Origin of the sequence: Jatrophihabitans sp., from assembly GCA_036399055.1 — a bacterium.
Lineage (GTDB): Bacteria > Actinomycetota > Actinomycetes > Mycobacteriales > Jatrophihabitantaceae > Jatrophihabitans_A.
In genome coordinates, this window is sequence record DASWNX010000044.1 from 37,897 (window position 1) to 61,566 (window position 23,670).

19 protein-coding genes are annotated in these 23,670 nt (G+C 69.0%); 6 read left to right on the forward strand and 13 right to left on the reverse strand.

Annotated features, from left to right (window positions below; translation table 11 throughout):
- Positions 1-13: 13 nt before the first annotated feature.
- From VGB75_19765 to serC, 4 genes are all read right to left on the reverse strand, one after another.
- Positions 14-1,906 (reverse strand): ABC transporter ATP-binding protein, encoded by a 1,893-nt coding sequence (locus tag VGB75_19765; protein ID HEY0169286.1) that lies wholly within the window; start codon positions 1,904-1,906, stop codon positions 14-16.
- The gene (locus VGB75_19770; protein ID HEY0169287.1) at positions 1,903-3,750 is read right to left on the reverse strand and encodes an ABC transporter ATP-binding protein; all 1,848 of its coding nucleotides are present in this window, start codon (positions 3,748-3,750) and stop codon (positions 1,903-1,905) included. Before VGB75_19770 ends, VGB75_19765 begins: the two co-directional genes overlap by 4 nt.
- A gap of 180 nt (positions 3,751-3,930) precedes the next feature.
- Positions 3,931-5,301, reverse strand: a complete 1,371-nt coding sequence (gene sepH, locus VGB75_19775) for a septation protein SepH (GenBank protein HEY0169288.1) — start codon at positions 5,299-5,301, stop codon at positions 3,931-3,933.
- Between the two features lie 84 nt (positions 5,302-5,385).
- A complete protein-coding gene (gene serC, locus VGB75_19780; GenBank protein HEY0169289.1) occupies positions 5,386-6,522 on the reverse strand; it encodes a phosphoserine transaminase in 1,137 nt (378 codons plus the stop codon).
- Between the two features lie 251 nt (positions 6,523-6,773).
- On the opposite strand from serC, the gene VGB75_19785 reads away from it, so the two are divergent.
- On the forward strand, positions 6,774-7,208 hold the full coding sequence (locus VGB75_19785; protein ID HEY0169290.1) for an SgcJ/EcaC family oxidoreductase: 435 nt from the start codon (positions 6,774-6,776) through the stop codon (positions 7,206-7,208).
- A gap of 220 nt (positions 7,209-7,428) precedes the next feature.
- On the opposite strand, the gene VGB75_19790 is transcribed toward VGB75_19785, so the two are convergent.
- The 4 genes from VGB75_19790 to VGB75_19805 form a co-directional block, all read right to left on the reverse strand.
- Positions 7,429-9,045 (reverse strand): hypothetical protein, encoded by a 1,617-nt coding sequence (locus tag VGB75_19790; protein ID HEY0169291.1) that lies wholly within the window; start codon positions 9,043-9,045, stop codon positions 7,429-7,431.
- Positions 9,032-9,634: a hypothetical protein gene (locus tag VGB75_19795; GenBank protein HEY0169292.1), complete on the reverse strand. Its 603-nt coding sequence runs from the start codon at positions 9,632-9,634 to the stop codon at positions 9,032-9,034. Before VGB75_19795 ends, VGB75_19790 begins: the two co-directional genes overlap by 14 nt.
- 371 nt (positions 9,635-10,005) lie before the next feature.
- Entirely contained in the window at positions 10,006-11,316 is a 1,311-nt protein-coding gene (locus tag VGB75_19800) for a D-arabinono-1,4-lactone oxidase (GenBank protein ID HEY0169293.1), read from the reverse strand.
- Positions 11,317-11,417: 101 nt separating this feature from the next.
- The gene (locus VGB75_19805) at positions 11,418-12,524 is read right to left on the reverse strand and encodes a citrate synthase 2 (protein ID HEY0169294.1); all 1,107 of its coding nucleotides are present in this window, start codon (positions 12,522-12,524) and stop codon (positions 11,418-11,420) included.
- A gap of 177 nt (positions 12,525-12,701) precedes the next feature.
- On the opposite strand from VGB75_19805, the gene pdxH reads away from it, so the two are divergent.
- From pdxH to VGB75_19820, 3 genes are all read left to right on the forward strand, one after another.
- Positions 12,702-13,406 carry a pyridoxamine 5'-phosphate oxidase gene (gene pdxH, locus VGB75_19810; protein HEY0169295.1) on the forward strand — a complete coding sequence of 235 codons (705 nt, stop codon included), beginning with the start codon at positions 12,702-12,704 and terminating at the stop codon, positions 13,404-13,406.
- A gap of 65 nt (positions 13,407-13,471) precedes the next feature.
- Positions 13,472-14,851, forward strand: a complete 1,380-nt coding sequence (locus VGB75_19815) for an MFS transporter (protein HEY0169296.1) — start codon at positions 13,472-13,474, stop codon at positions 14,849-14,851.
- Entirely contained in the window at positions 14,848-15,732 is an 885-nt protein-coding gene (locus VGB75_19820; GenBank protein ID HEY0169297.1) for an aldose 1-epimerase family protein, read from the forward strand. Before VGB75_19815 ends, VGB75_19820 begins: the two co-directional genes overlap by 4 nt.
- Before the next feature lie 6 nt (positions 15,733-15,738).
- Here the strand turns inward: VGB75_19820 and VGB75_19825 are convergent, their stop codons facing one another.
- Positions 15,739-16,332 carry a hypothetical protein gene (locus VGB75_19825; protein HEY0169298.1) on the reverse strand — a complete coding sequence of 198 codons (594 nt, stop codon included), beginning with the start codon at positions 16,330-16,332 and terminating at the stop codon, positions 15,739-15,741.
- Between the two features lie 226 nt (positions 16,333-16,558).
- Between VGB75_19825 and VGB75_19830 the strand changes: the two genes are divergently transcribed.
- Positions 16,559-18,202 carry an NAD(P)/FAD-dependent oxidoreductase gene (locus tag VGB75_19830; GenBank protein ID HEY0169299.1) on the forward strand — a complete coding sequence of 548 codons (1,644 nt, stop codon included), beginning with the start codon at positions 16,559-16,561 and terminating at the stop codon, positions 18,200-18,202.
- Between the two features lie 11 nt (positions 18,203-18,213).
- On the opposite strand, the gene VGB75_19835 is transcribed toward VGB75_19830, so the two are convergent.
- From VGB75_19835 to VGB75_19850, 4 genes are read right to left on the reverse strand one after another with little or no spacing between them, the layout of a single operon-like run.
- A complete protein-coding gene (locus VGB75_19835; protein ID HEY0169300.1) occupies positions 18,214-19,026 on the reverse strand; it encodes an ABC transporter permease in 813 nt (270 codons plus the stop codon).
- Positions 19,026-19,937 (reverse strand): ABC transporter permease, encoded by a 912-nt coding sequence (locus VGB75_19840; GenBank protein ID HEY0169301.1) that lies wholly within the window; start codon positions 19,935-19,937, stop codon positions 19,026-19,028. The genes VGB75_19835 and VGB75_19840 overlap by 1 nt, the downstream gene beginning before the upstream one ends.
- Positions 19,916-21,124, reverse strand: coding sequence for an ABC transporter substrate-binding protein (locus VGB75_19845; GenBank protein HEY0169302.1), 1,209 nt, complete (start codon positions 21,122-21,124; stop codon positions 19,916-19,918). The genes VGB75_19840 and VGB75_19845 overlap by 22 nt, the downstream gene beginning before the upstream one ends.
- A 51-nt stretch (positions 21,125-21,175) precedes the next feature.
- Entirely contained in the window at positions 21,176-22,252 is a 1,077-nt protein-coding gene (locus VGB75_19850) for an ABC transporter ATP-binding protein (GenBank protein HEY0169303.1), read from the reverse strand.
- Positions 22,253-22,494: 242 nt separating this feature from the next.
- On the opposite strand from VGB75_19850, the gene VGB75_19855 reads away from it, so the two are divergent.
- On the forward strand, positions 22,495-23,670 hold a 1,176-nt coding region (locus VGB75_19855; protein HEY0169304.1), incomplete at its 3' end, for a hypothetical protein.

The following is a 23,670-nucleotide window of genomic DNA, read 5'->3' on the forward strand; positions in this document are numbered from 1 at the left end:
ACTGAAGCCGGTGCTAGACCAGCGAGTCGAGCCAGGCGGTGTGCAACGCGGCGTACCGGCCGTCCACGGTGGCGATCAGGTCGGCCGGGGCGCCGTCCTCGACGACCCGGCCGGCGTCGAGCACCAGCACCCGGTCCGCGATCGCCACGGTCGAGAGCCGGTGGGCGATGATCAGGGCGGTGCGCCCACGCAGCACGGTGCGCAGCGCCCGCTGCACCGCCCGCTCGGTCGGGATGTCGAGGCTGGAGGTGGCCTCGTCCAGGATCAGCACCGCCGGGTCGGCCAGGAACGCCCGGGCGAAGGCGATCAGCTGCCGCTGGCCGGCCGACAGCCGGCCGCCGCGCTTGCGGACGTCGGTGTCATAACCGGCCGGCAGTCGCTGGATGAACTCATCGGCGCCGACCGCCCGGGCCGCCTGCTCGATCTCGGCCCGCGACGCCGAGGGCCGGCCGAAGGCGATGTTGTCGGCCACCGATCCGGAGAACAGAAAGCCGTCCTGGGTGATCATGACGACCGCGGTGTGCAGGTCGTGGTCTGACAGCTGGTCCAGCGCGACGCCGTCCAGGCGCACCTGGCCCTCGGTGGGGTCATAGAACCGGCTGATCAGCTTGGCGATGGTGGTCTTGCCCGCGCCGGTGGCGCCGACCAGCGCCACGGTCTGGCCGCTGTCGATGCGCAGGTCGAGCTCGTGCAGCACGGTGCGCGGATGCTCGGCCTTCGGGTCGTAGCTGAACTCCACCGAGTCGAAGCAGACCTCGCCGGCCGTCGGATGCGGCAGCGGCGTCGGGTTCGCCGGCTCGGGCACCGCCGGCTCCTCGGCCAGCACCAGAGCCAGCTTCTCCATCGCGGCGGTCGCTGACTGCAGCGAGTTGTAGAAGATCGCGACGTCTTCCATCGGACCGTAGAACTCTCGCAGGTACAGCAGGAACGCCGTCAGCACGCCGAGCGCCAGGCCCCCTTGCGCGACCCGGTAACCGCCGGCGAAAAGCACCGTCACGGTCGCGACATTGCCGATCAGGGTCACGCCGGGGATGAAGACCGCGTGCAGGTTGAACACCTTGCGGTTGGCGTCACGGTAGTCGGCGTTCAAGGCCTCGAAGATCGCGTCGTTGCGAGGCTCGCGCCGGAACGCCTGCACCGCGCGGATGCCGTTGAAGGTCTCGACGAACTGCACGATCAGCAGCGCCACGCTCTCGCGGGTCCGGCGGAAGGCCACCGTCGAGTGCGCGGAGAACCACCGGAACAGCAGCAGCAGCGGGATCATCGCGGTCAGGGCGATCAGGGCCAGCCACGGATCGAGCACGAGCATCACCACCGAGATCACCACGATGTTGAGCAGCGCGAGCAGCAAGCCGTCCAGGCTGGAGTCCAGCAGCTCGCGCAAGGTGTCGATGTCAGAGGTGAGCCGGCTGATCACCCGACCCGAGGTGAACCGCTCGTGCCAGGAGACGCTCAACCGCTGGGTGTGGTCGAAGACCCGGCGGCGCAGGTCGAACAGGACCGCCTGACCGACCACGGCGGTGCGGCGTAGGAACACCCACTGCAGCACGCCGGCGGTGGTCGCGGCCGTCACCAGCGCCACCGTCAGCTGTGTCAGGGTGCGGTAGTTCCCGTCCAGGGCGTCGGGCAGGCCGTGGTCGATCGCCATCCCGATCAGCCACGGCGCCGCCATCGTGGTGATGACCTGACCGACCACCAGGATCAGCAGGATGATGATCTGGCGCCGGTAGGGCCGGATCAGCTCGAGCAGCAGCCGCCGGGCCTCCGGGTCAAGACGCGGTCGGCCCTCGGCGATCACGGCCTGCTCGTCCTCGGGCTCCTTGCGGTCGTACTGGCCGCGCCACTGCGTGACCGGCACCGGCGCCAGTTGCTCCGCGCCCGGCTCGCCAGGCGGCTGGGCGCTCATACCCGCACCTGCTGAACGTCGTCGGGCAGGTCGTGGGGCAGGTCGTCGCGCAGCTCGCGGTCGCCGTCCTGGGAGAGCAGGCCGCGGTAGGCCGGGTTGGTGGCCATCAGCTCGCTGTGGGTGCCGACGGCGATGATCCGGCCGCCGTCGAGCAGCGCGACCCGGTCAGCGAGCAGCACGGTCGAGGCGCGGTGGGCCACCAGCAGCGCGGTGGTCGCGCCCAGCACCCGGCGCAGCGCCTTCTCGACCTGGGCCTCGGTGTGCACGTCCAACGCCGACAGCGGGTCGTCGAGCACCAGCACCCGGGGCCGGCCGAGCACTGCCCGGGCCAGCGCCAGCCGTTGCCGCTGGCCGCCCGACAGTGACAGGCCCTGCTCGCCCACCCGGGTCTCAAGGCCGTAGGGCAGCTCGTGGACGAAGCCGGCCTGGGCGATCTCGATCGCCTCGGCGATCTCGTCGTCAGTGGCCTCGGGGCGTCCGAGGCTGAGGTTCTCGCGCACGCTGGCCGAGAACAGGGTGGCCTCTTCGAAGGCGGTGCTGACCGTGCGGCGCAGCTCCTCCAGCCGCAGCTGGCTGACCGGCACGCCGTCGATGAGCACCGCGCCGCCGGTGACGTCCTGCAGCCGGGAGACCAGCGAGGTGAGCACGGTCTTGCCCGAGCCGGTGGGACCGACCAAGGCCATCGTCTCGCCAGGGGCGATGTCGAGGTCCAACTCGTGCAGGGTGTCGCTGGCAGCGCCGGGAAAGCGGAAGCAGACCTTGTCGAACCGCAGCCGGGCCGGCCGGCTCCACGGCCCGCTGAGGTGCGCCGGCGCCGGCGGGTCGGTGATGTCGCTGGCGCTGTCGAGGACCTCGAACAGCCGCGCGGTCGCCGCGACCGTCTCTTCGGTGCCGGCGATCAGCCAGCCCATGGCCATCAGCGGCCAGTTCAACCGCAGCTGCAGGGTGATGAACGCGACCAGGTCGCCTTGGCTCAGGGAGCCGTGCCCGACCGCCAGCACCCCGAAGCAGGTGACGCCGGCCAGCACCACCTGCGGGTAGGCGCCGATGAGCGACCACAGCGTGGCCAGCGTCCGGTTCTTTCCCAGCTCGGCCTCGCGCAACCGGCTGGCGTCGCCGGTGAAGTTGCGCAGCAGCTGGCCGCGACGGCCGAAGGACTTGACCACCCGGATTCCCAGCACCGACTCCTCGACGCCGGTGGCCAGGTCGCCGGTCAGGTCCTGCGCCCGCCGGGCCTCGATGTTGTAGCGCCGCTCGTAGTGCCGCGTGACCACGGCCAGCGGCAGCATCGCCACGCAGATCGCCAGCCCCAGCAGCAGGTGCAGCTTGATCATCATCGCCAGCACGACCACGATCACGACCAGGTTGGCGACCACGAAGACGGCCATGAAGCCGACGAACCGGCGCAGCATGCTCAGGTCGCTGGTCACCCGGGACAGCAGTTGGCCCGAGGGCCACCGGTCGTGAAAGCTGACCGGCAACCGCTGCAGATGCTGGTACAGGTCACGCCGCAGATCGGTCTCGATAGCCAGCGACGAGACGTTCATCGCCCAGCGCCGGACTCCGAAGAGCAGCGCCTCGAGCACCCCGAACAGCAGCGCCAGGCCGATCAGCGGGTACATGCCGGACGGGTCCTGGCGGGCGATCGGGCCGTCGATCAGCGCGGCGGTGATGATCGGGAGCACCGACTGGACGACCATCGCCAGGCTGGCGATCACCAGCATGAAGATCAGGTAACCGCGGTAGGGACGAAGCCAGGGCCACAGTCGCAGCAGCCCGCGCATCGAAGCGTGCGAGCCGGCCTCCAGGCCGGTCGCTGATGCTTCGTCCGCCCCGTATGCCACGGTGACTCACCCTACGACGGCGCCCCGACAACGAGCCAATTGTTTTAGGCCCTCCAGCCGGCCGCCGGACGCTGGTCCGCAGCCGCTCGGCGGGCTGCTGAGCCGAGTCGCTCAGCCGGGGCCGCTCGGCGGGCTGCTGAGCCCGGCGCCGCTCAGCTGGGGCCGCTCAATCGGCGCCGTTCAGTCGGACTTGTTGCGGACCCCGAGCAGGATGTCGTCCCAGGACGGCATCCGCGGCTTCTCGCCCGCTCGCCGGCCGCGCTTGCTCTGCGAGTCGCCACCCGTCCGGGTGCTGACCAGGTCGTCGCTGCCGCTGGGGGCCTCGGGCGCGGGAATCGCCGTGGCGGTGCCGGCCGGACGGGACTTCGCCGAAGCGGGCTTGGCCGGGGCAGGCCGGGCTGGGCCGGCGCCCGCTGGGCCGGTGTCGGCCGGCTCGAACAGGGCTTCGGCTGAGACGAAGTTCGGCTGATCGAGATCTGCCGGGTCCGCGTCGGAGCCCTTCCGTCCGGCCGGGTCCAGCCCCGTCAGCTTCTGATCGGCGGCCGCGGGCTCGGTGAGCTCCGGTTGCGCCCGAGTGAGCGCCTCTGCGCTGGCGCTCTCGCGTGTCTCGGCGGCCGGGCGCTGGCCGCGGGGGCGGGTCGGGGTGCTCATCGAGGCGGCGCCGGCTTCAAACGGCAGCGGCGGCTCGTGCCAGGGCTGCTGCTCGAAGGCGTCCTGGTCGAACAGCTCGTCCTCGGCCTGGACCGGAACCGGACGGGTGTGCGCCTTCTGCCGGCGCGAGGGCGGCCGGACTGCCGCGCCGGTCTCCTGCTGGCGCGGCGCGTCGGCCCGGGTGGGATTCGGCACGGCGGTCAGCCGGGGTGGGGCGGAGTCCCAGTCCGGCGACCACTCGGCGCCGGACTCGTCGGCGACCGGCTTGGGCGCGGGGGGCGGCGGCAGCAGCGCCTGCACCGGCCGGTCCGAGAGCAGGTCGGCAGCGATGTCGTCCAGCGCCGAGACCGTGCGGTTGAGCAGCGAGAACGAGAACTTCGCCAGCACGTCGCGCTCGTGCGAGCTGAACGCCGAGGTGACCGTCCAGCCACCGTCCTCGCGCCGGTAGGCGTCCCAGCGCACGGACGTGGGGTCGACGCCATGCCGCGCGAGCCGGCTGTCGAGCAACTCGCCGAAGGGCACCAGCAGCCCGTCGCCGCCGCGCCTGGCCCGCGCGCGGCGGGCCTCGTCGGTGACCCGGACCCGCTCCTGCAGGACCGGGAAGGCGAAGCGCATCACTCGCTCCAGCGGGATGCCGGCCTCGTCGGCGACTGCCTGGGCGCTCTCGCCGGCTCGCACCCGCACCTGGATCTCACGGGGAGTCGGCACAGGTCCGCTGCTTTCTGCCGGCGTCGGTTCCGGCGTGTCGGTCTGCTGATCGGGTTGGGCGGTGGCCAGGGCGCGCAGCCGGTCATCCAGTGACAGCGTGAAGCGCTCACCCTCAGGACTGCCGGTTTCGACCGCTTCCACGATCAGGGACGTGCCGTCCTCATCGGGACCGACCAGACGCAGCAATCGCATGCACGCGACGATACGGCGACCGGCCTGAGAACGTGACTGTCCACGCCGTGCCGGCGGCGAAGATGCGCCCAGCTCAGCCCGCACTCAGCCGAGCCTGGGCGCCAGCCAGTCGATGCAGGACGTCAGGGCCGAGATGTCGTCGGGGTCCACGGCCGGGTACATGCCGATTCGCAGCTGGTTGCCCCCCAGGCCGCGGTAGGGCTCGGTGTCGACGATGCCGTTGGCGCGCAGCGCCTTGGACAGCCGGCCGGCCGGCACCTCGGAGGCGAAGTCGATGACGCCCACCACCGAGCTGCGCACCGCCGGGTCGGCGACGAACGGGCTGGCGAAGGCGGAGTCGGCGGCCCAGGAGTACAGCCGGGCGGCGGAGGAGGCGCTGCGGGCGGTGGTGTAGGCCAGCCCGCCGCGCTCCAGCATGTCCTCGATCTGGTGTGCCAGCAGCCACAGGGTGGCGATCGCGGGAGTGTTGTAGGTCTGGTCCTTGGCGCTGTTGTCGATGGCGGTCACCAGGTCCAGCGACGGCGGGATCCAGCGCCCGGACGCTGCCAGCTCAGCAGCCCGTTCCAGCGCCGCGGGGGAGAAGAAGGCGATCCACAACCCGCCGTCGCCGGCGAAGCCCTTCTGCGGGGCGAAGTAGTAGACGTCGCTCTGGCTCAGGTCTACCGGCAGGCCGGCCGCTGCCGAGGTCGCGTCCACCAGGTGCAGGGCCGTCGGGTCCGCGCCGGCGACCCGACGCACGTCGAGCATCACCCCGGTCGAGGTCTCGTTCTGCGGCCAGGCGTAGGTGTCGATCCCCGCCTCGCACTCCGGGTAGGCCGCCGAGCCGGGTTGGGCCGAGCGGATGCTCGGCTCGGCCAGGAACGGCGCGCCGCGGGTGACGTCGGCGAACTTGGCCGAGAACGCGCCGATGGTGACGTGCTGGCTTCGCTGCCGGACGAGGGAGAAGGCGGCCGCGTCCCAGAAGGCGGTCGAGCCGCCGTTGCCCAGCACCACCTGGTAGCCGGGCGGCAGCCGGAACAGGGTGCTCAGGCCGAACCGGATGCGGCCGATCAGCGACTTCACCGGCGGCTGCCGGTGGGAGGTGCCCAGCACCCGACCGGCTCGCTCGCCGAAGCGGCGCAGGGTGTCGGCGGGGACCTTGGACGGCCCGGAGCCGAACCGGCCATCGGAGGGGAGCAGCTCGGCGGGGATCACCGGATAAGGCTGGGGCGGCTGGCTCACCCGGCCAGTATCCCAGCAGCGTGCCTGACGTGCGGGTGCGCGCCGGTCGGTCTAGCTGGTCCGGTCGGTCTGGTCTGGTCCGGTCTGGTCTGGCTGGTCCGGGCTGGTCTGGCTGGTCCGGGCCGGTCCCGCAACACCGAAGGTGCGCCCTGACGCCCGCCGGTGCGACGGTCGTGGCGATGGTCCGTCCGCTCAACTCGTCCATTCAAGAGTCCGCTGAACCGATCGCTCAACCGAAAGCGAGAACGCCCATGACCACGACCACCTCGGTCCCTTCCGCCGCTGGACCTTCCGCCGCCGACATGGCCGCCATCGCCGCGGTCCCCGCGCGCATGGTCGCGGCCTGGGCCGCGCATGACGCCGATGCCTTCGCCGAGCTCTTCACCGAAGACGGCACGTTGATCCTGCCGGGCGTCTACAAGAAGGGCCACGACGAGATCCGGGACTTCATGGCCGCGCAGTTCGACGGCGCCTACAAGGGCAGCACGGTCACCGGCTCGCCCATCGAGATCAAGCCGCTGCGCGCGGGCGCCGTGGCGGTGATCACCCAGGGCGGCGTGATGCCGGCCGGCGAGACCGAGGTGCCTGACGAAGCGGCCATCAGGGCGTCCTGGATCCTGGTCAAGCGGGGTCGCAAGTGGCTGCTCGCGGTCTACCAGAACTGCCCGCGCGACCCGGCCGCCTGAGTGCGGTCAATTCACCGGAGCCGACGAGTCCGGCGACGTGCCGTCGACCTCGTCGTGGCCGCGGACCAAGCCGACGAGCTCGACCGGGGGGCCTCAGCACACCTCGCTTCTTGACCGATGAACCACGGCCGGCGGTAGCCCGTCACCCAGTCCGAGTTAGGTCGCCATCCACGTGAAGCGCGCGGCGTGGGCTAGCGGCGACCAAGCGCAGTTCGCGACTTCAGAAGAGGCCGCCTTGAGCCGCCGAGTGTGACAACTCACCCTCCGCCGCGGTCATGCCGTCGACCGGCTTCGGCCGCGACCCGCCTCGCCGGGCCTTGGAGGCCGGGACCGGGTTCGCCCAGGCGAGCCGCCGGTCTGCGTACGCACTCGACAGCGCTTCGGGGTCAAGCTTGATCCCTTGCGCCGCTGCCAGCCTCAAAGCGTCTTCGAGTACGGCTTCGTCTACGGCCAGGTCAGCTATCGCGGCCAGATCGAGGCGCTGCAGCAGTCTCTTAGTGATTGGTCTCTTGGAATCCCAGAAAGCCAATGCGCCGATGGTTGCCTGGGCAGGCTTTGAACGAAGCAGTGAAGCGACAAGGCTTGCTTCCTCTGCCGAGTCGAAAGACAGGAAATAGCACGTGTCATCAAAGACCACCGGGCGGCCATCTGCCGTGGGGCAGACGAGCCGGAATTCAGCTTGCTTGTGAAGTCCTGAGACTGCGACTTTGAATGGCGAGAAACTATACGGTCCAATCCCAAAGACGCAGAAGCGTGATCGTGACCGGTAGATCGACGACTGGCGCTTGTCAAGCTTATCGCCGAACCGGGTCAAGTACGCCCAGAGCTTAGGCGCCTTGGTCTCAAGCTCCGCCGTATTCTCTGCGAGGCTGCGCATCGGGACGACCATGTATTTCGTGGGCTTGAGCCGGTCCCGGAAGACGTCGGTGCATTTCAACAGCGGATAAAGATAGTCCGACTCGATATGCACAGGCTGCCCCGACTTCTGTCTGGGGCCTGAGTCATCGACCAGCTCCATGACCTCGGTGGCGTCATGCTTGATTCCCTGGCGCCACTCTAAGGGACTCTTTCCGTCCACGGCGCCATACCGCCGGTATGCCTCGACGTCCGAGACGAACTTGCCACCCACCACTCCGAAAGTCGAACTTGGCAGCTGCGCGTCTAGCGCGTCATACACATCGCACACATAATTCGCAGCGCCGACTCGCAGGGTGACCGTGAAAAGGCATGCGTCGACCATGGCGCCGAACCACTTTTTGGCATCAATTCTTCTGATCGTCGCAGACTCCAATGGGAGTCCAGTCTGGCTTGAGAACTCCAGGACATTTCTTGCGACCTGTGTCTTGCAAAGCAGTGCGATCGTGGGTTCTTGGGACTGAAGCTCCCGCAGGAGTTTGATCCAGATGTACTCGGCGATGTCGAAGTTCGACGCGCCGGTCAACGCCTCCAAGCCTACGAGTCGCTTGAGGTTCTCCTTGACAGGGAGGTTGGCCGACTCAAGGACCGCGAGGTTCGCGATCGTGACCCAGGGCGGGTTGCCGACGACGAGCAGGGGACCGTCTTCAGCCCACGGCAGCTCAGACGCCAGATCGATCCCGAATATGTCCCGGTGGATGACGGTTGCCTTCCGGCCCGCCTCCCTGGCGTGCTCTTCCTGGAGTTCGACGCCGATTGCCTCGGCGTCTGACAGCAGCTCGTGGGCCACCTCCAGAAAGGAGCCCGTCCCACAGGTGGGCTCGAGCACGCGTTTCCACGGGCCCCGGTCAACGACTGATTCCACACACATGCGAGCAAGCTTGATCGGTGTCTGGAAATCACCGAACTCATCGTTGGGCACGAAGATCTACCACCCCATCCATGCCGCCGGTGAGCGCGGCGCGAATCGCATGGCCGTATTGCAACCGCCATTGAAGTGCATTTGAGATGGTGAGCTGTCCCAGTGCTGGAGGCTCCAGCAGTATCCGTTCGGCCAACGTGCGCCGCGAGTCGGGGTCGAGTGGCAAATTCCTGTCCTGCAGGTATGCGTCGACGTCGTCCACGCCTCCGTCAGCCTCGAGTATTTGCTTGAGGCCCCGCGTCAGCGTGTAGTCGGCAGTCAATGCTCGATCTATCAAAATTGCATGGAGTATGTCAAGCTGCGCGGCTTGACCCACTGGGTCGTCAGCCTTCTCGTAGACGAAAACGAGCAGCCCATACCCTAGCCCATAGACCTTTTGAGTAGCGTCCCGAAAAGGGCTAGAGCTTTGGGGTTGCTTGATCGACGTGACCTTCAGGTCAATGTCCAGGCTCGGGATGTCAATTCCCTTGGCGGAGTTGCCCTTGTCGAACTCGTAAGTCAACGCTAAGTGCGCGATAAACGCATGCTCGACATACGTTCCAACCGCTTTTCCATCAGTCACACCGTAGAGTGCGGGAATAGCGGTCATGGATAGCTTCGCGGTATACGTCGCCACCTCGATCTTTAGTGCGTCAAGCGATAGCTGAGGTAGGCGAGTAATCATGCCGCCATCGTAGATGAGGCTGCCTCGGACTCGCCGAGTCGCCACCCTGTTCGCCACAGCTCATTAAACTTCTGACTCGGCCCGGTCCGGATCGTCACACCAGGCCTGTTTATGACTGGCGGGTTGTCCAGGTCGGTCTTTTCGCCGTCAACCCAGGCGGTGATGTGATGGCGTCGGCGCCACTTGGGTGGCTTGTCGCATCCGGAGAAGGTGCAGCCGCCGTCTTCGGCGATCAGGACGAGGTCTGGCTTCGGGCCGCGATCTGCCCCTTGGCCTCATGCGGCCAATGCCGCCGATCAGCTGCCGAGCACCCGGCGAAGGTAGTCGTTGCTGAACCGGCGCTCGGGATCGTAGGTGTCGCGCACCGCCAGGAACTCCTCGAACAGCGGGTAGGACGGCGCCAGGTCTTCGGCCGTGCGGTAATGCAGCTTGCCCCAGTGCGGCCGTCCGCCGGCCTCGCGGGCGATGGCCTCGACAGCGGCGAAGTACTGATCATGCGAACGCCGGTGGTACTGGTGAACCGCGACCCAGCACGTCTCGCGGCCGAAGGCCGGTGACAACGGGATGTTGTCCGCGGCCGTCAGCCGGACCTCGACCGGAAAGGCGATCTGCTCGCCCGAGCGCTGCAGCCAGTCATCGATCTCGTCCAGGACATGCGCCACCGACGCCCGTGGCACCGCGTACTCCATCTGGCGGAACACCACCCGGCGTGAGCTTGTGACGACCCGGTAGGCCCGATCGGTGTAGCTGCGCTCAGGAAGTGCCCGGGTGGCCATCCGGTTCACCTTGCCGGTCACGCCCGGCCAGGCTGTGGACAGCCGGTTCATCGCACTGAACACGCTGCCGAGGACCTTGTCGTCGTACCAGCCGCGCACCGGGCTCAACGGTTGCAGCGGGGCGTCCGGGGGCAGCCGGGTCTGCACCTTGGTCAGCACGCGGCGGGTGTGCGGAAACCACAGGAACTCAAAGTGGTCTCGCAGTTCCAGCCTGGCGAGCACCTCGAGCAGGTCCTCGTAGTCGGCCGGGGCCTCGAACGAATGCAGGACGAAGGCAGGCTCGCATTGCAGGGTCACCGCGGTGATGATGCCCAGGGCGCCGAGGCTTACCCGAGCGGCGGCGAACAGCTCCGGATGCTGCTTGACCGAGCAATTCAGCAGCTGCCCGTCGGCGGTGACCAGCTGCAGGCCGCGCACCTGGCTGCCCAAGCCGCCGTAACGCCGACCGGTGCCGTGGGTGCCGGTGGCGATCGCGCCGGCGATGGTGGCGGCGTCGAGATTGCCCAGGCAACTCAGCGACAGGCCGAGCTCCCACAGCGCGTGATTGAGCTCGTGCAGCGTGGTTCCGGCAGCGACTGTCACCAGCCCGGTCCGCTGGTCGGCGGAGAGGATGCCGGTCAGCCGGGACAGGTCGAGCATCACGCCGCGAGTGACCGCGATGTCGTTGGAGCTGTACCCGGCCCCGACGGCCTTCACCGACAGGTTCTCCTGGGCGGCGCGGCTCACCGCCTCCACCACCTCTTCCGGCGAGGACGGGTGCTGGATGCGGGCCGGCGTCACCGAATAGGTGCCTGCCCAGTTCTGCCAGCTGACCGAACCCTGTCTGACCATGATGACGGGGACTATAAGACCCCCCACGTGGTCAGGCACGCCGAATTGGGCTCCCAGGTGTGCGGCTTCACACTAAGTGGCAACCGCCGGGAATGCGCGGTTTAAGAATGGGCGATGTTGTCCCAGCCCTCGACGTCCTTCGGGCTGCGCGGATCGGGGCCGATGTAGCGAGCAGACGGCCGGACCAGCCGTCCGGTCTTCTTCTGCTCCATGATGTGCGCGCACCAGCCGGCGGTCCGGGCGCAGCTGAACAGCGCCGGCATCATGTGCGGCGGCACCTCGGCGAAGTCCAGCGTCACCGCCGCCCAGAACTCGACGTTGGTCTCGATGGGGTGGTCGGGCCGGCGCTCGCGGAGCTCGGTCAGCGCGGCCTGCTCCAGCGCCACCGCGGCCTCGTAGCGAGGGGCGTTGAGCTCGCGACAGGTGCGTCGCAGCACCCTGGCGCGCGGGTCCTCGGCGCGGTACACCCGGTGACCGAAGCCCATCAACCGTTCCTTGCGGTCGAGGATGTCGCGAACCACCTTGGCTGCGTCGCCGGTGCGCTCGACCTCCTGGATCATCGGCAGCACCCGGGCCGGCGCGCCGCCGTGCAGCGGGCCCGACATCGCGCCGATGGCGCCCGAGATGGCGGCGGCGACGTCGGCGCCGGTCGAGGCGATCACGCGGGCGGTGAAGGTCGAGGCGTTCATGCCGTGCTCGGCGGCCGAGACGAAGTAGGCGTCCACGGCGTCGACGTGGCGGGGGTCGGGCTCGCCGCGCCAGCGCGTCATGAACCGCTCGACGATGGTGCGGGACTGGTCGATGCGCGACTGCGGAACCGCTGGCGCGCCGACGCCGCGGGCGGACTGCGCCACGTAGGACAGCGCCATCACCGAGGCCCGGGCGGCCTGCTCGCGGGCCTCGTCGTCGCTGATGTCCAGCAACGGCCGGTAGCCCCAGATGGGCGAGAGCATCGCCAGCGCCGCCTGGACGTCGACCCGGACGTCACCGGTGTGCACCGGGATGGGGAACGGCTCGGCCGGCGGCAGGCCGGGTCCGAACTTGCCGTCCACGAGCAACGCCCAGACATTGCCGAACGTGACGTGGCCCACGAGATCTTCGATGTCGACGCCGCGGTACCGCAGCGCTCCGCCGTCCTTGTCGGGTTCGGCGATCTGGGTTTCGAACGCGATGACACCCTCAAGGCCGGGGCTGAAATCGTCTGACATGCAACTGACTCCGATCGCTTGGTCAGTTCGCCGGCCGCCTGGCGGAGCCGGCGCGGAAGGCTCGCTGAGTTGTGGGCGCGATGGCGAGGCGCCCGACGACTCCATTGTTACCTATTGACCCCGACCCCGGGTCACGCGGCTTCGCCGGGCCGTTGGCAGGTGAGGAAGAATGGCCGGGTGACCGCCTCCGGGACCGACGCCGATCCGTTGGCCGGGCTGGCCAGCACCCGTCGCTCCTACCGCGCCGGTGAGCTGAGCGAGGCCCTGCTGGCGCCGACCTGGCTGGAGCAGTTGCGGACCTGGTTCGCCCAGGCGATCACCGACGACCGGATCGACGAGCCCAACGCCATGCAGGTGGCGACCGTCGACGAGGCCGGCCGGCCGGACCTGCGGACCGTGCTGGCGCGTGGCTTCGACGCCGCCGGCGTGGTCTTCTACACCAACTACCACTCCGCCAAGGGCCGCCAGCTCGCCGCGAACCCGGTGGCCGCCGCGCTGTTCTCGTGGCTGCCGCTGGAGCGTCAGGTGCGCCTGCGCGGGCCGGTGGCCAAGGTCGACCCCGCCGAGACCGCCCGGTACTTCGCCTCCCGGCCGCGCGGAGCGCAGTTGGCGGCCTGGGCTTCGCCACAGTCGGAGCCGCTGCCGAGCCGGGCCGAGCTGGAGCGGCGGCTGGCCGAAGTCACCGAGCGCTTCGGCGACGGCGAGATCGCCCCGCCGCCACACTGGGGCGGCTACCGCATCACCGTGACCGAGGCCGAGTTCTGGCAGGGCAGGGAGTTCCGGTTGCACGACCGGCTGCGTTACCGGCTGGTGGAGGGCGAGGCGCCCGCAGGCCCGGCACGTCCCGGCGGACAGTGGCTGATCGAGCGGCTCGGCCCGTGACCCGGTCACGACGCGCGACCGGGTACGGCCTGTGACCCGGTACGACGCGTGACCCGGTACGACGCGTGAGCCAGGACGACCGAGCTACCCAGGACGACAGCGCTACCCAGGACGACAGCGCTACTCAGGACGGCGGCGCGCCGCGCCCGGCCGAAGCGGTGGTCGAGGCCGAGCCCGAGGCCGGGGTCGGCTGGCTGCGGCACCACGCCATCGACACCGCGCCGCTGAGGATCGCGGCGTTCCGGCGTCAGGTGATGGGTCAGGGCACCTCGTTCATCGGGGCGATGCTGACCGCGGTGGCCGTTCCGGTGCAGGTCTACCAGCTGTCGCACTCGTCCCTGCAGGTCGGCCTGGTGGGGTTGGTCGGGCTGGTTCCGCTGGTGGTCTTCGGCCTGTACGGCGGGGCGATCGCCGACGTCATCGACCGGCGCACGCTGCTGCTGATCAGCTCGCTGGGCACGTGGGCCTGCACCGTCGGGCTGCTGCTGCAGACCCTGGCCGGCCTGCGGAGCGTGCCGTTGATCCTGGCCCTGGTCGCCGTCCAGTCCGGCTTCTTCGCCGTCGCCTCGTCGGCGCGCGGCGCGATCATCCCCAGGATCGTGCCGGTCGAGCTGGTGCCCGCGGCCAACACCCTGACGTTCACGGTGGGCAACGTCGGCCAGGTGATCGGCCCGCTGATCGCCGGGGTGCTGATCACCCGGCAACACGGCTTCGCCTACGCCTACGCCGTCGACGCCGGGCTGTTCACCCTGGCCATGTACGCAGCGCTTCGCCTGCCGCGTATCCCGCCGGACGGCCAGTCCCCACGAGCCGGGCTGCGCTCGGTGCTGGACGGGTTGTTGTTCATCGGCAGCCGTCCGGTGCTGTTGATGTCCTTCGTGGTCGACATCGTGGCGATGGTGTTCGCGATGCCCCGGGCCTTGTACCCGCAGGTGGCCGATGACCGCTGGCACGGCCAGGTCGGCCCGCTGTACGCCGCGATCGCGATCGGCTCGGTGCTGGCGGGGCTGTCCGGAGGCTGGATCGGCCGGGTCCGCCGCCAGGGGGTGAGCCTGACCGGGGCGATCGTGGTGTGGGGACTGGCCGTGGCGGTGGCCGGCCTTGCCCACCAGCTCTGGCTCGCGGTGCTGCTGCTGGCGGTGGCCGGCGCGGCCGACCTGATCAGCGCGGTGTACCGCCAGACCATGCTGCAGACCTACGCCCCCGACGCGATGCGCGGGCGGATGCAGGGCGTCTTCGTGGTGGTGGTGGCCGGCGGGCCGCGGCTGGGGGACCTGCGGGCCGGCGCGACCGCGTCGCTGACCTCGGTGACGGTGTCCTGGGTCGGCGGGGGTTTGCTGTGCGCCGGCGGGGTGCTGATCGCGGCTCGGGCCGTCCGGTCGTTCTGGCAGTACGACGCCCGCCAGCCACCGGTCGAGCCGGACTCGTTAGCGTCGAAGGCATGAGCTTTGACGGCAGGCGTTATGAGATCGCGGCGGGCGGTTACCGCGCGGTGCTGGCCGAGGTCGGGGCATGCCTGGCGGGGCTGTGGCACGACGGCTCACCGGTCACCGTCCAGAGCCCGCCGGACGCGCTGCCGCCCAAGTCGACCGGCGCGGTGCTGCTGCCGTGGCCGAACCGGATCGCCGGCGGCCGCTACCGCTTCGACGGCGTGGACTACCAGCTGCCGCTCACCGAGCCGGCGCGGCTCAATGCCAGCCATGGCCTGGTGAAGTGGGTCCGGTGGAGCGCGATCAGCCACGACGGCTCGTCGGTGACGTTGGCCCACGACCTGGCGCCTCAGACCGGTTACCCGTTCGAGCTGCGCCTGGAGATCAGCTACCGCCTCGACGCCGACACCGGACTGCTGGTGAGCACCGCGGTCACCAACACCGGCCGCTCGGCCGCGCCGTTCGGAGCCGGCTTCCACCCCTACCTCGACCTGGCCGACCACGAGCTCGACACCGCCGAGCTGTTGGTGCCGGCCGGGGCGGTGCTCGAAGCCGATGAGCGCCAGATCCCGATCGGGCGCCGCCCGGTCGAGGGCACCCCGTTCGACCTCCGGACGATCCGGCCGATCGGCGACCTGCGCCTGGACCACGGCTTCGCCGAGCTCACCGGCTCGGCGGCGTTGCTGCGCACCGAGCGGCGCGCTGTCCAGATCCGCTGGGACGCCGCCTACCAGTACCTGCAGGTGTTCACGCCGCCGTTCATCACGCCCGGGCGCAACGCGGTGGCGATCGAGCCGATGAGCTGCCCGGCCAACGCCTTCAACTCCGGCCAGGGCCTGATCAGGCTGGAGCCGGGCCAGCAGTGGGCCGGCAGCTGGGGCGTCGGCCTGGTCTGATCCGGCTCAGCGGGACTGCAGCGCGTCCAGCGCGACTGCCATCGCCGCCGCCACGCGGCCGTCGACCCGACCACCCGGGACGGTGACCTCGTACCGGTCCCGCAGCGAGCGCTTGCGCACCGAGGAGAGGACGACGCTGCCCTGCGCGTCGGTGAAGTCGAAGTGGAAGAGGAACGGCGACGGCAGGTCGCCGACGAAGGGCAGGGACTCCCACAGGCGCCGGGCGATGGCGACGCCCTGGTTGCGCTCGGTCCCGCTGGCCACGCCTGCCGCCGAGGTGAGCTCCCACGAAGACCGCAGCAGGGACTTGGCGAACTCCTTACGGAAGCTGCCGATCGGCTGACCTCCGGCGTCCAGCACGTCGTACGTGGCGGCCAGGTCGATCCGCTTGCGCGCCTTGAAGCTGAACACCGGCACCGAGCGCTGCTCGTCGGCGTAGAACGTGACCTGCTCCTTGAACGCCATCCGCTTCTGCTGCGCGACGGCCAGCACCTCGCCCTCGGAGCCGTCCGGCAGGGCGGCACGGATCTCGTAGCGGTTCACCATCATGGTGATCTTCTGCTTGACGAAGAAGTGGTCGACGTTCGCGAGATTGTTCATGGTTGCTCCGACGTCTGGGTCAGGGGTTGGGTTCCCCGGAGTCTTCCACGGAGTCGAGGGTCAGGGGCTCAACGGTGGACAGCGGCAGCGGCTCCACCTCGGACCGTCGCTCTCGGTGACAGTTCGTCCCGCTCCGTCGGCGTTGGCCCCGATTCGTTGACATGGGCAGTTTCTGCCAGCAGGATCACGTGTTAATTGATTGTTAGATGGACTGAAGGGCTTCGTCATGGCGAGATCGTCGATCGGAAACCTGGTACGGCGACTGGCCGCGGAGCACCGTGCCGCCGATGAGCTCGGGGTGACACCGCAGGCCATCCAGACGATGGGCCCGGACAAGGTAGGGCTGGAACTAAGCCGCCGTCAGCTGCTCGGTGGCGCTGTCGCCGCGGCCGGCGTGGTGGCGCTAGGGCAGGTTCCGCTCGCCCAGCGCGCGGGCGCCGCGGGCGCCCCGCGGATCGCCGTGATCGGCGCGGGGATCAGCGGCCTGGCGGCCGCGCTGAGAATGCAGGACTCCGGATTGGCCTGCACGGTCTACGAGGCCAACACCCGGCTCGGCGGCCGGATCTACTCCGACACTGCCAACTGGGCGTCGGGGCAGGTGTCGGAGTGGGGTGGCGAGATGATCGACACCGGCCACAAGGCAGTCCAGGCGCTCGCCCGGCGGTTCAACCTGACGCTGGACGACCTCGTCCAGGCCGAGCCCCAACAAGCCGAGCAGACCTTCTACTTCTTCGGGCAGTACTACCTGTACAGCCAGGCAAGCTCGGACTTCCAGGTCGTGCACCAGAACATCCAGAACGACATGAAGACCTTCACCTGGCCGGTCACCTGGAACAACCCGCAGCCCGGCGGTGGCACCACGCTGTCAAACATGAGCGCCTACGACTGGATCGAGAGCCGGGTGCCGGGCGGGCATTCCTCGCCGATGGGCGCTCTGCTCGACGTGGCCTACAACGAGGAGTACGGCGGCCAGACCACCGACCAGACCGCGCTCAACATCCTCGGCCTGCTGGCCTACCAGCCCAGCCCGGGCAATTTCAGCATCTTCGGCCTCTCCGACGAGCGCTACCACATCCGTGGCGGCAACGACCAGTTGCCGAAGGCGATGGCGGCCGCGCTGCCCAAGGGCTCGGTCAATCTCAACTGGAAGCTCACCGCGCTCGCCGCGAACCCCAACGGCACCCAGACGTTGACCTTCACGGCCAACGGCAGGACCCAGACGGTGACGGCCGACCACACCATCCTGGCGGTGCCGCTGGGCGTGCTGAAGCGACTCGACTTCACCAGGGCGGGCTTCGACACCCGCAAGAAGGGCCAGATCGCCAACATGCGGATGGGCCATGACTGCAAGTTGCACCTGCAGTTCGGCGCCCGGGTGTGGAACAGTCCCGGCGCCTGGCCCGGCATCTCCTCGGGGGAGTCCTACAGCGACACCGGCACCATGAACACCTGGGAGGCGACGCGTGCCCAGGCCGGCGCCGAAGGGATCCTGGTGGACTACACCGGTGGCGACATCGCCGCGGCGCTCAACCCGTCGATGCCGTTCAGCAACCAGGCCAACCCCTACGTGGTGACCTCGGCGAGGAAGTTCCTGAGCGAGATCGAGCCGGTCTTTCCCGGGCTGGGAACCAAGTGGAACGGCCGGGCGACCCTGGCGGCCTGGCACGTCAACCCGTACTCCTACGGCGCCTACTCCTACTACCCGACCGGCTACTGCCAGAACTACGCCGGCTACGAGGCGGTGCGGCAGGGCAACGTGCACTTCGCCGGTGAGCACTGCTCGATCGATTACCAGGGCTACATGGAAGGCGGCGCCCTCGAGGGCCAGCGCGCCGGCGCCGAGGTGCTGGGCGACTACGGCCTGAGATAGCGGGCCTCGCTCTAGAACCGACTGGACGCCGCGTCGTCCCCGAGCCGCTGCGCCAACCACACCGGCAGCACGGCGAAGCCGATGAGCACGGCGGCGACGACGTTGACCACCGGCGCCTGATTGGGCCGGAACAAGTTGCCGAAGATCCACAGCGGCAGCGTCTGGACCGCGGGGCCTGAGGTGAAGGTGGTGACGACGACCTCGTCGAAGCTGAGGCCGAACGCCAGCAGCGCACCGGCCAGCAGCGCGCCCCGCAACGAGGGAAACGTGACCAGCCGGAAGGTCTGCCAGCCGGTGGCGCCGAGGTCAGCTGAAGCCTCCTCGAGCGACCCGCTCATCCGTCGCAGCCGGGCCTGGACGTTGTTGTAGACCACGACGATGCAGAAGGTCGCATGGCCGATGATCACCGTGGTCAGGCCGAAGCCGATTCCCAGCGGATCCAGCACGTTGGTGAACGCCGCGTTGAGCGCCAGGCCTGTGACGATGCCCGGCAGCGCGATCGGCAGCACCACCAGGAAGCTGATCGTGGAACGGCCGAAGAAGTCGAAGCGCTGCACCGCGAACGCCGCCATCGTGCCGAGCACCAGTGCCACCGCCGTCGCGCCCAGGCCGGCCCGGACCGAGTTGCCGAGCGCGTGCAGGGCTCCCTCGCTGTGCGCCGCCGCGCTCCACCACTTCAGGGTGAGACCGGTGGGCGGGAAGGAGAAGGTCCGCGAGGAGTTGAAGGCGTTGAGCACGATCAGGATCAGCGGGACGTAGAGAAAGGCCAGTCCCAGAAAAGTGAGCGCCGCAAGCGCGCGGCGCACCCGGTTCGACAGGTGCATCAGACGTTCTCCAGGGCGCCGGTCCGGCGCATCAGCAGCAGGTACACGACGATCGCGACCAGGGGCACGGTGGACAGCGCAGCGGCCAGTGGCTGGTTGTTGGCCGTGACCAGCTGGCCGTAGATCACGTTCGCCAGCAACTGGGTCTTGCCCCCGACGATGCCGACCGCGATGTAGTCGCCCAGGGTGAGGGAGAACGTGAAGATGGAGCCCGCCGCGAGGGCCGGGAAGACCATCGGGATTATGACCGAGCGCAGGGTGCGCCCGGCGCCGGCGCCGAGGTCAGCGCTGGCTTCGAACAGTGATCGCGGCACCCGCTCGAAACCGGCGAAGACCGGGATCACCATGTAGGGCAGCCAGAGATAGGCCAGCGTGATGACGGTGGCCGTGAGGCCGTAGCCCGGGGTGTGGCCACCGGTCAGCCAGCTCACCGGGCCGTTGGGCGCCAGCAGGCTGCGCCAGGCGTAGGCCTTGACCAGGTAGCTCGCCCACAGCGGAGTCAGCACGGCTACCAGCAACGCCTTGCGCAGCCGTGGGCCTGCCAGCTTGCTCATGTAGAAGGCCATGGGAAAGGCGATGAGGCCGTCGATGAGCGTGACGAGGAGCGCGACCATGACAGTCCGCAGCGTCACGCTCCGGTACAGGGACTGGGTGTAGACCTCACGCAGGTTGTCGATGCTGTAGGTCTGGGTGATGTTGCCGGTGAAGAAGTCGGTGCTCCACAGCGCGGACAGCAGCAGCACGGCGATCGAGCCGAAGTAGGCCAGGACGAGCCACAGCATCGGGGCGCCGAGCAGCATCGCCAGCCTGGTCTTGCGCTTGGTCGCGAAGAAGGCTGACACCGCTCCCCGCCGGTCATGCGGTGCGGGCATGACCGGCGGGCGCGACATCAGCTCTTGATCTGCTGCCACTTGTCCACCCATTGCGCGTAGTCGGTGCAGTCGTCCTTTCCGCTGTTGTCGACGCACTGCTTCTGTGGGGTGGTCCAGTAGTGGATCTTCGCCGCGTACGCCGCGTCGAGGGCGTGGTAGGTGTCGCAGAACGCCTTGTCACTGGTGTGCTGGCAGGCCAGCGTCTGGGCCGGCGCCTCACCGAAGTACTCCGCGACCTCGGCGTTGGCCTGCGGCGAGACGATGTAGTTCATCCACTGGTACATGCAGTTGGGGTGCTTGGCCTTCGAGGAGATCATCCAGGTGTCAGACCAACCGGTGGCGCCCTCCTTCGGCAGCACGGTCTGAACCTTGGTCTTGCCATCGGCGTTGATGGTGTTCGCGATCACCTGCCAGGTGGTTCCCACCACCGAGGTGCCGGACTCGAAGGCCTGCACCTCCTTGGTGTAGTCGGCCCAGTACTCGCCGACGTTGGCCTTCTGCTGCTTCAGCAAGGTCACGGCCGCATCCAGCTGGGCAGAGGTCAGCGCGTAGGGATCCTTGATGCCGAGCGAGGGCTGGGTGGCCATCAGGTACAGCGCCGCGTCGGCGATGTAGATGGGGGAGTCATAGGCGGTCACCTTGCCCTGGTACTTGCCCGAGTCGCCGAAGACAGCGGCCCAGGAGTCCAGCGCGCCGGTCACCTTGGTCGGGTTCCACATCAGCAGGTTGGCGCCCCAGCCGTGCGGGATTCCGTACATCTGGCCACCGACGGAGTTCCAGTTGCCGTTCTTGAGGAAGCTGGAGACGGTCGCGTAGTTGGACACCAGCGAGGTGTTCACCGGCGCCGCGTCACCGCCGTAGATCAGCCGCAGGGTGGCGTCACCGGAAGCCGAAACCCCGTCGTACTGGCCGGTCTTCATCAGCTGCACCATCTCATCGGAGGTGTTGCCGACCTTGGCGTTGACCTTGCAGCCGGTCTGCTTCTCAAACGGGTGCACCCAGTCGACCTTGGGATCGTTGGCCCCGTTCTCGGCGTACCCGGCCCAGACGACGATGTTGAGCGTGCCTTCGCCGTCGCCGACCGAGGTCGCCATCGGGACTTTGGGAGGCTCCTGGCCCTTGGCGCCCGGGCTCGCGGTCTTGCTAGAACCGCCGCAGGCCGCCAGGACCGCGCCAGCGGCCAGCACGGCAAGATATCTCCGGCTGTTTCGGATCAAGCTTGTCATCGATGTTCCTCTCCTCGGTGTGCGCGGCCCGCTTGGCCAAGCCGGCAGGCATCAGGGTTCGATCACGCTCACCGCGGCGCGGTCCCAGCACAGCACCACGGGATCGCCGCGGTGCACGTCCACCGCCGGCTCGGCGCTGTTGAGGACGACCGCGGCAAGGGTGAGACCGTGCGCCGCGTCCACCACGATCCGGGTCTCAGCTCCGGCGTAGACGACCTCTCGTACCCTCGCCTGGACCACCACGTCATTCGCTGCGGTCGGACTGCCCTGACGCAGCACCCTGATCCTCTCGGGCCGGATCGAGCAGGTGCCGCCGTGGCCGAGCAGCGCCTGCGCCGCCTCGCCGCGCACCAGGTTGGAGGTTCCGACGAATTCGGCGACGAACGGCGTGGCCGGTGACTGGTACACCTGCTGAGCGCTGCCCAACTGCTCGATCCGCCCGTCCCGGAAGACCGCCAGCCGGTCGCACAAGGTGAGTGCCTCGTCCTGGTCATGGGTGACGAAGACGAAGGTGATGCCGACCTCGCGCTGGATCGCCTTCAGCTCCAGCTGCATCTGCTCGCGCAACTTCAGGTCCAGAGCGCCCAGCGGCTCGTCCAGCAACAGCACCCGGGGCCGGTTCACCAGAGCACGGGCCAGCGCGACCCGCTGGCGCTGGCCGCCGGAGAGCTGGTGGGGCTGCCGAGCGCCCAAGCCCGTCAGCTGCACCATCTCCAGCGCCTGGCCGACCCGCTTGAGCCGCTCGGCCTTGGGCACTCGATGCACCCGCAGGCCGTAGCCGACGTTCTGCTCCACGCTCATGTGCGGAAAGAGCGCGTAATCCTGGAAGACTGTGTTGACGTCGCGGCGAAAGGGCGGCAGCCGGGTCGCGTCGACGCCGCCCAGGACGATGGTTCCGGCCGTCGGGGTCTCGAACCCGGCGATCATGCGCAGCACGGTCGTCTTACCCGACCCCGACGGGCCGAGCATCGCGAAGAACTCGCCGTCGGCGATGTCGAGGTCCAGGTCGTTCACGGCCACGACCGATCCGAAGGTCTTGCGTAGTCCGCGCAGCCGGATCGCCGGCTCGGCGTCGGAGGAGTCGGGCGCCGTCGCCGAGGTGTCAGCGGAGAGGAGCCCACCAGCCATCTTGGCGACCTCCGCACATGTGATCACGGCATTTGTCCCGCGGTGGCCTCAGGATGGTTGAGCCGGACCCCCGGGTCAAGCGACCCGGCCGTGCGCATCGCAGTCAGGGGCGCGGGCTGGGCCGGCGAGTGTGGCAGCGGGGTGCTTGAGAAGTAGCCCGTTCAGCGGGGTTGCGCTGCGCACTCTAGGGTGCGACATGGTGCCGGTATTCGGGTACTTCGCCCCCTTGCGGAGGTTCTGTCATGCAGCAGGCTCGAATGCGGTTGTCCCGACGGGTTGCCACCCTGGGGGTGGCGGTGCTGACCGGCGCGGGCGCGCTGACCGCGGCCCCGCCGATCGGTGTGGCTCCGGCGCACGCGGCCGCCTCCTACCGGGTGCTCTTCGACGCCAGCCACGGTGAGACCGCCGGCAACGCCGACTGGATCGTCTCCACCGCCCAGCCCGATCCGCTGGCGCAGAACCCGAGCCCGACGTCGGAGACCTCGTGGACAGGGGCCATCTCGGCCTGGGGGGTGGCGCTGCAGAAGACCGGCCGGTACTCGATCAAGACCCTGCCCGTCGGCGGCCGGATCAGCTACGGCGACACCGCCAACGCCCAGGATCTGGCCAATTTCAACACCTTCGTGCTGCCCGAGCCGAACGTGGTGCTCAGCGCGGGTGAGAAGACCGCGATCATGACTTTCGTGCAGCGCGGCGGCGGGCTGCTGATGGTCTCTGACCACACCGCCAGCGACCGGAACAATGACGGCTGGGACTCGCCGAGGATCCTCAATGACCTGATGTCGAACAACTCGGTGGACTCCACCGACCCCTTCGGCTTTTCGATCGACCTGCTCAACATCGGCTCCGAGAACCCGAACGTGATCGGCTCGGCGGCCGGCTCGGACCCGATCATCCGCGGGCCGTTCGGGACTGTGACCGGAACCATCATCCGCAACGGCACCACCGCCACCCTCAAGCCCGCCGACAACGCCGGCGTCCGGGGAGAGATCTTTCGGACCGGGCACTCGGCCTCGGGGACCACCGGGGCCGCGGTGGCGACCTCGACCTTCGGAACCGGCCGGGTGATGTTCTGGGGTGACTCGTCCCCGGTCGACGACGGGACCGGCCAGTCCGGAAACACCCTGTTCAACGGCTGGGGCGATCCGGCCGCAACGAACGCGGCGATCGCGCTGAACGGCACCGAGTGGCTGTCGGGCGGCAGCGGCGTGGGCGGCGGCTGCTCCAGCCCCGGACAGAAGCTGGGCAACCCCGGCTTTGAGACCGGCACGGCCGCGCCCTGGTCGGCCTCGGCCGGAGTCATCGACAGCTCCACCGGCCAGCCGGCGCGCACCGGGTCGTGGAAGGCGTGGATGAACGGCTACGGCGCCACCCACACCGACACCGTGTCCCAGTCGGTGACCATCCCGGCCGGCTGC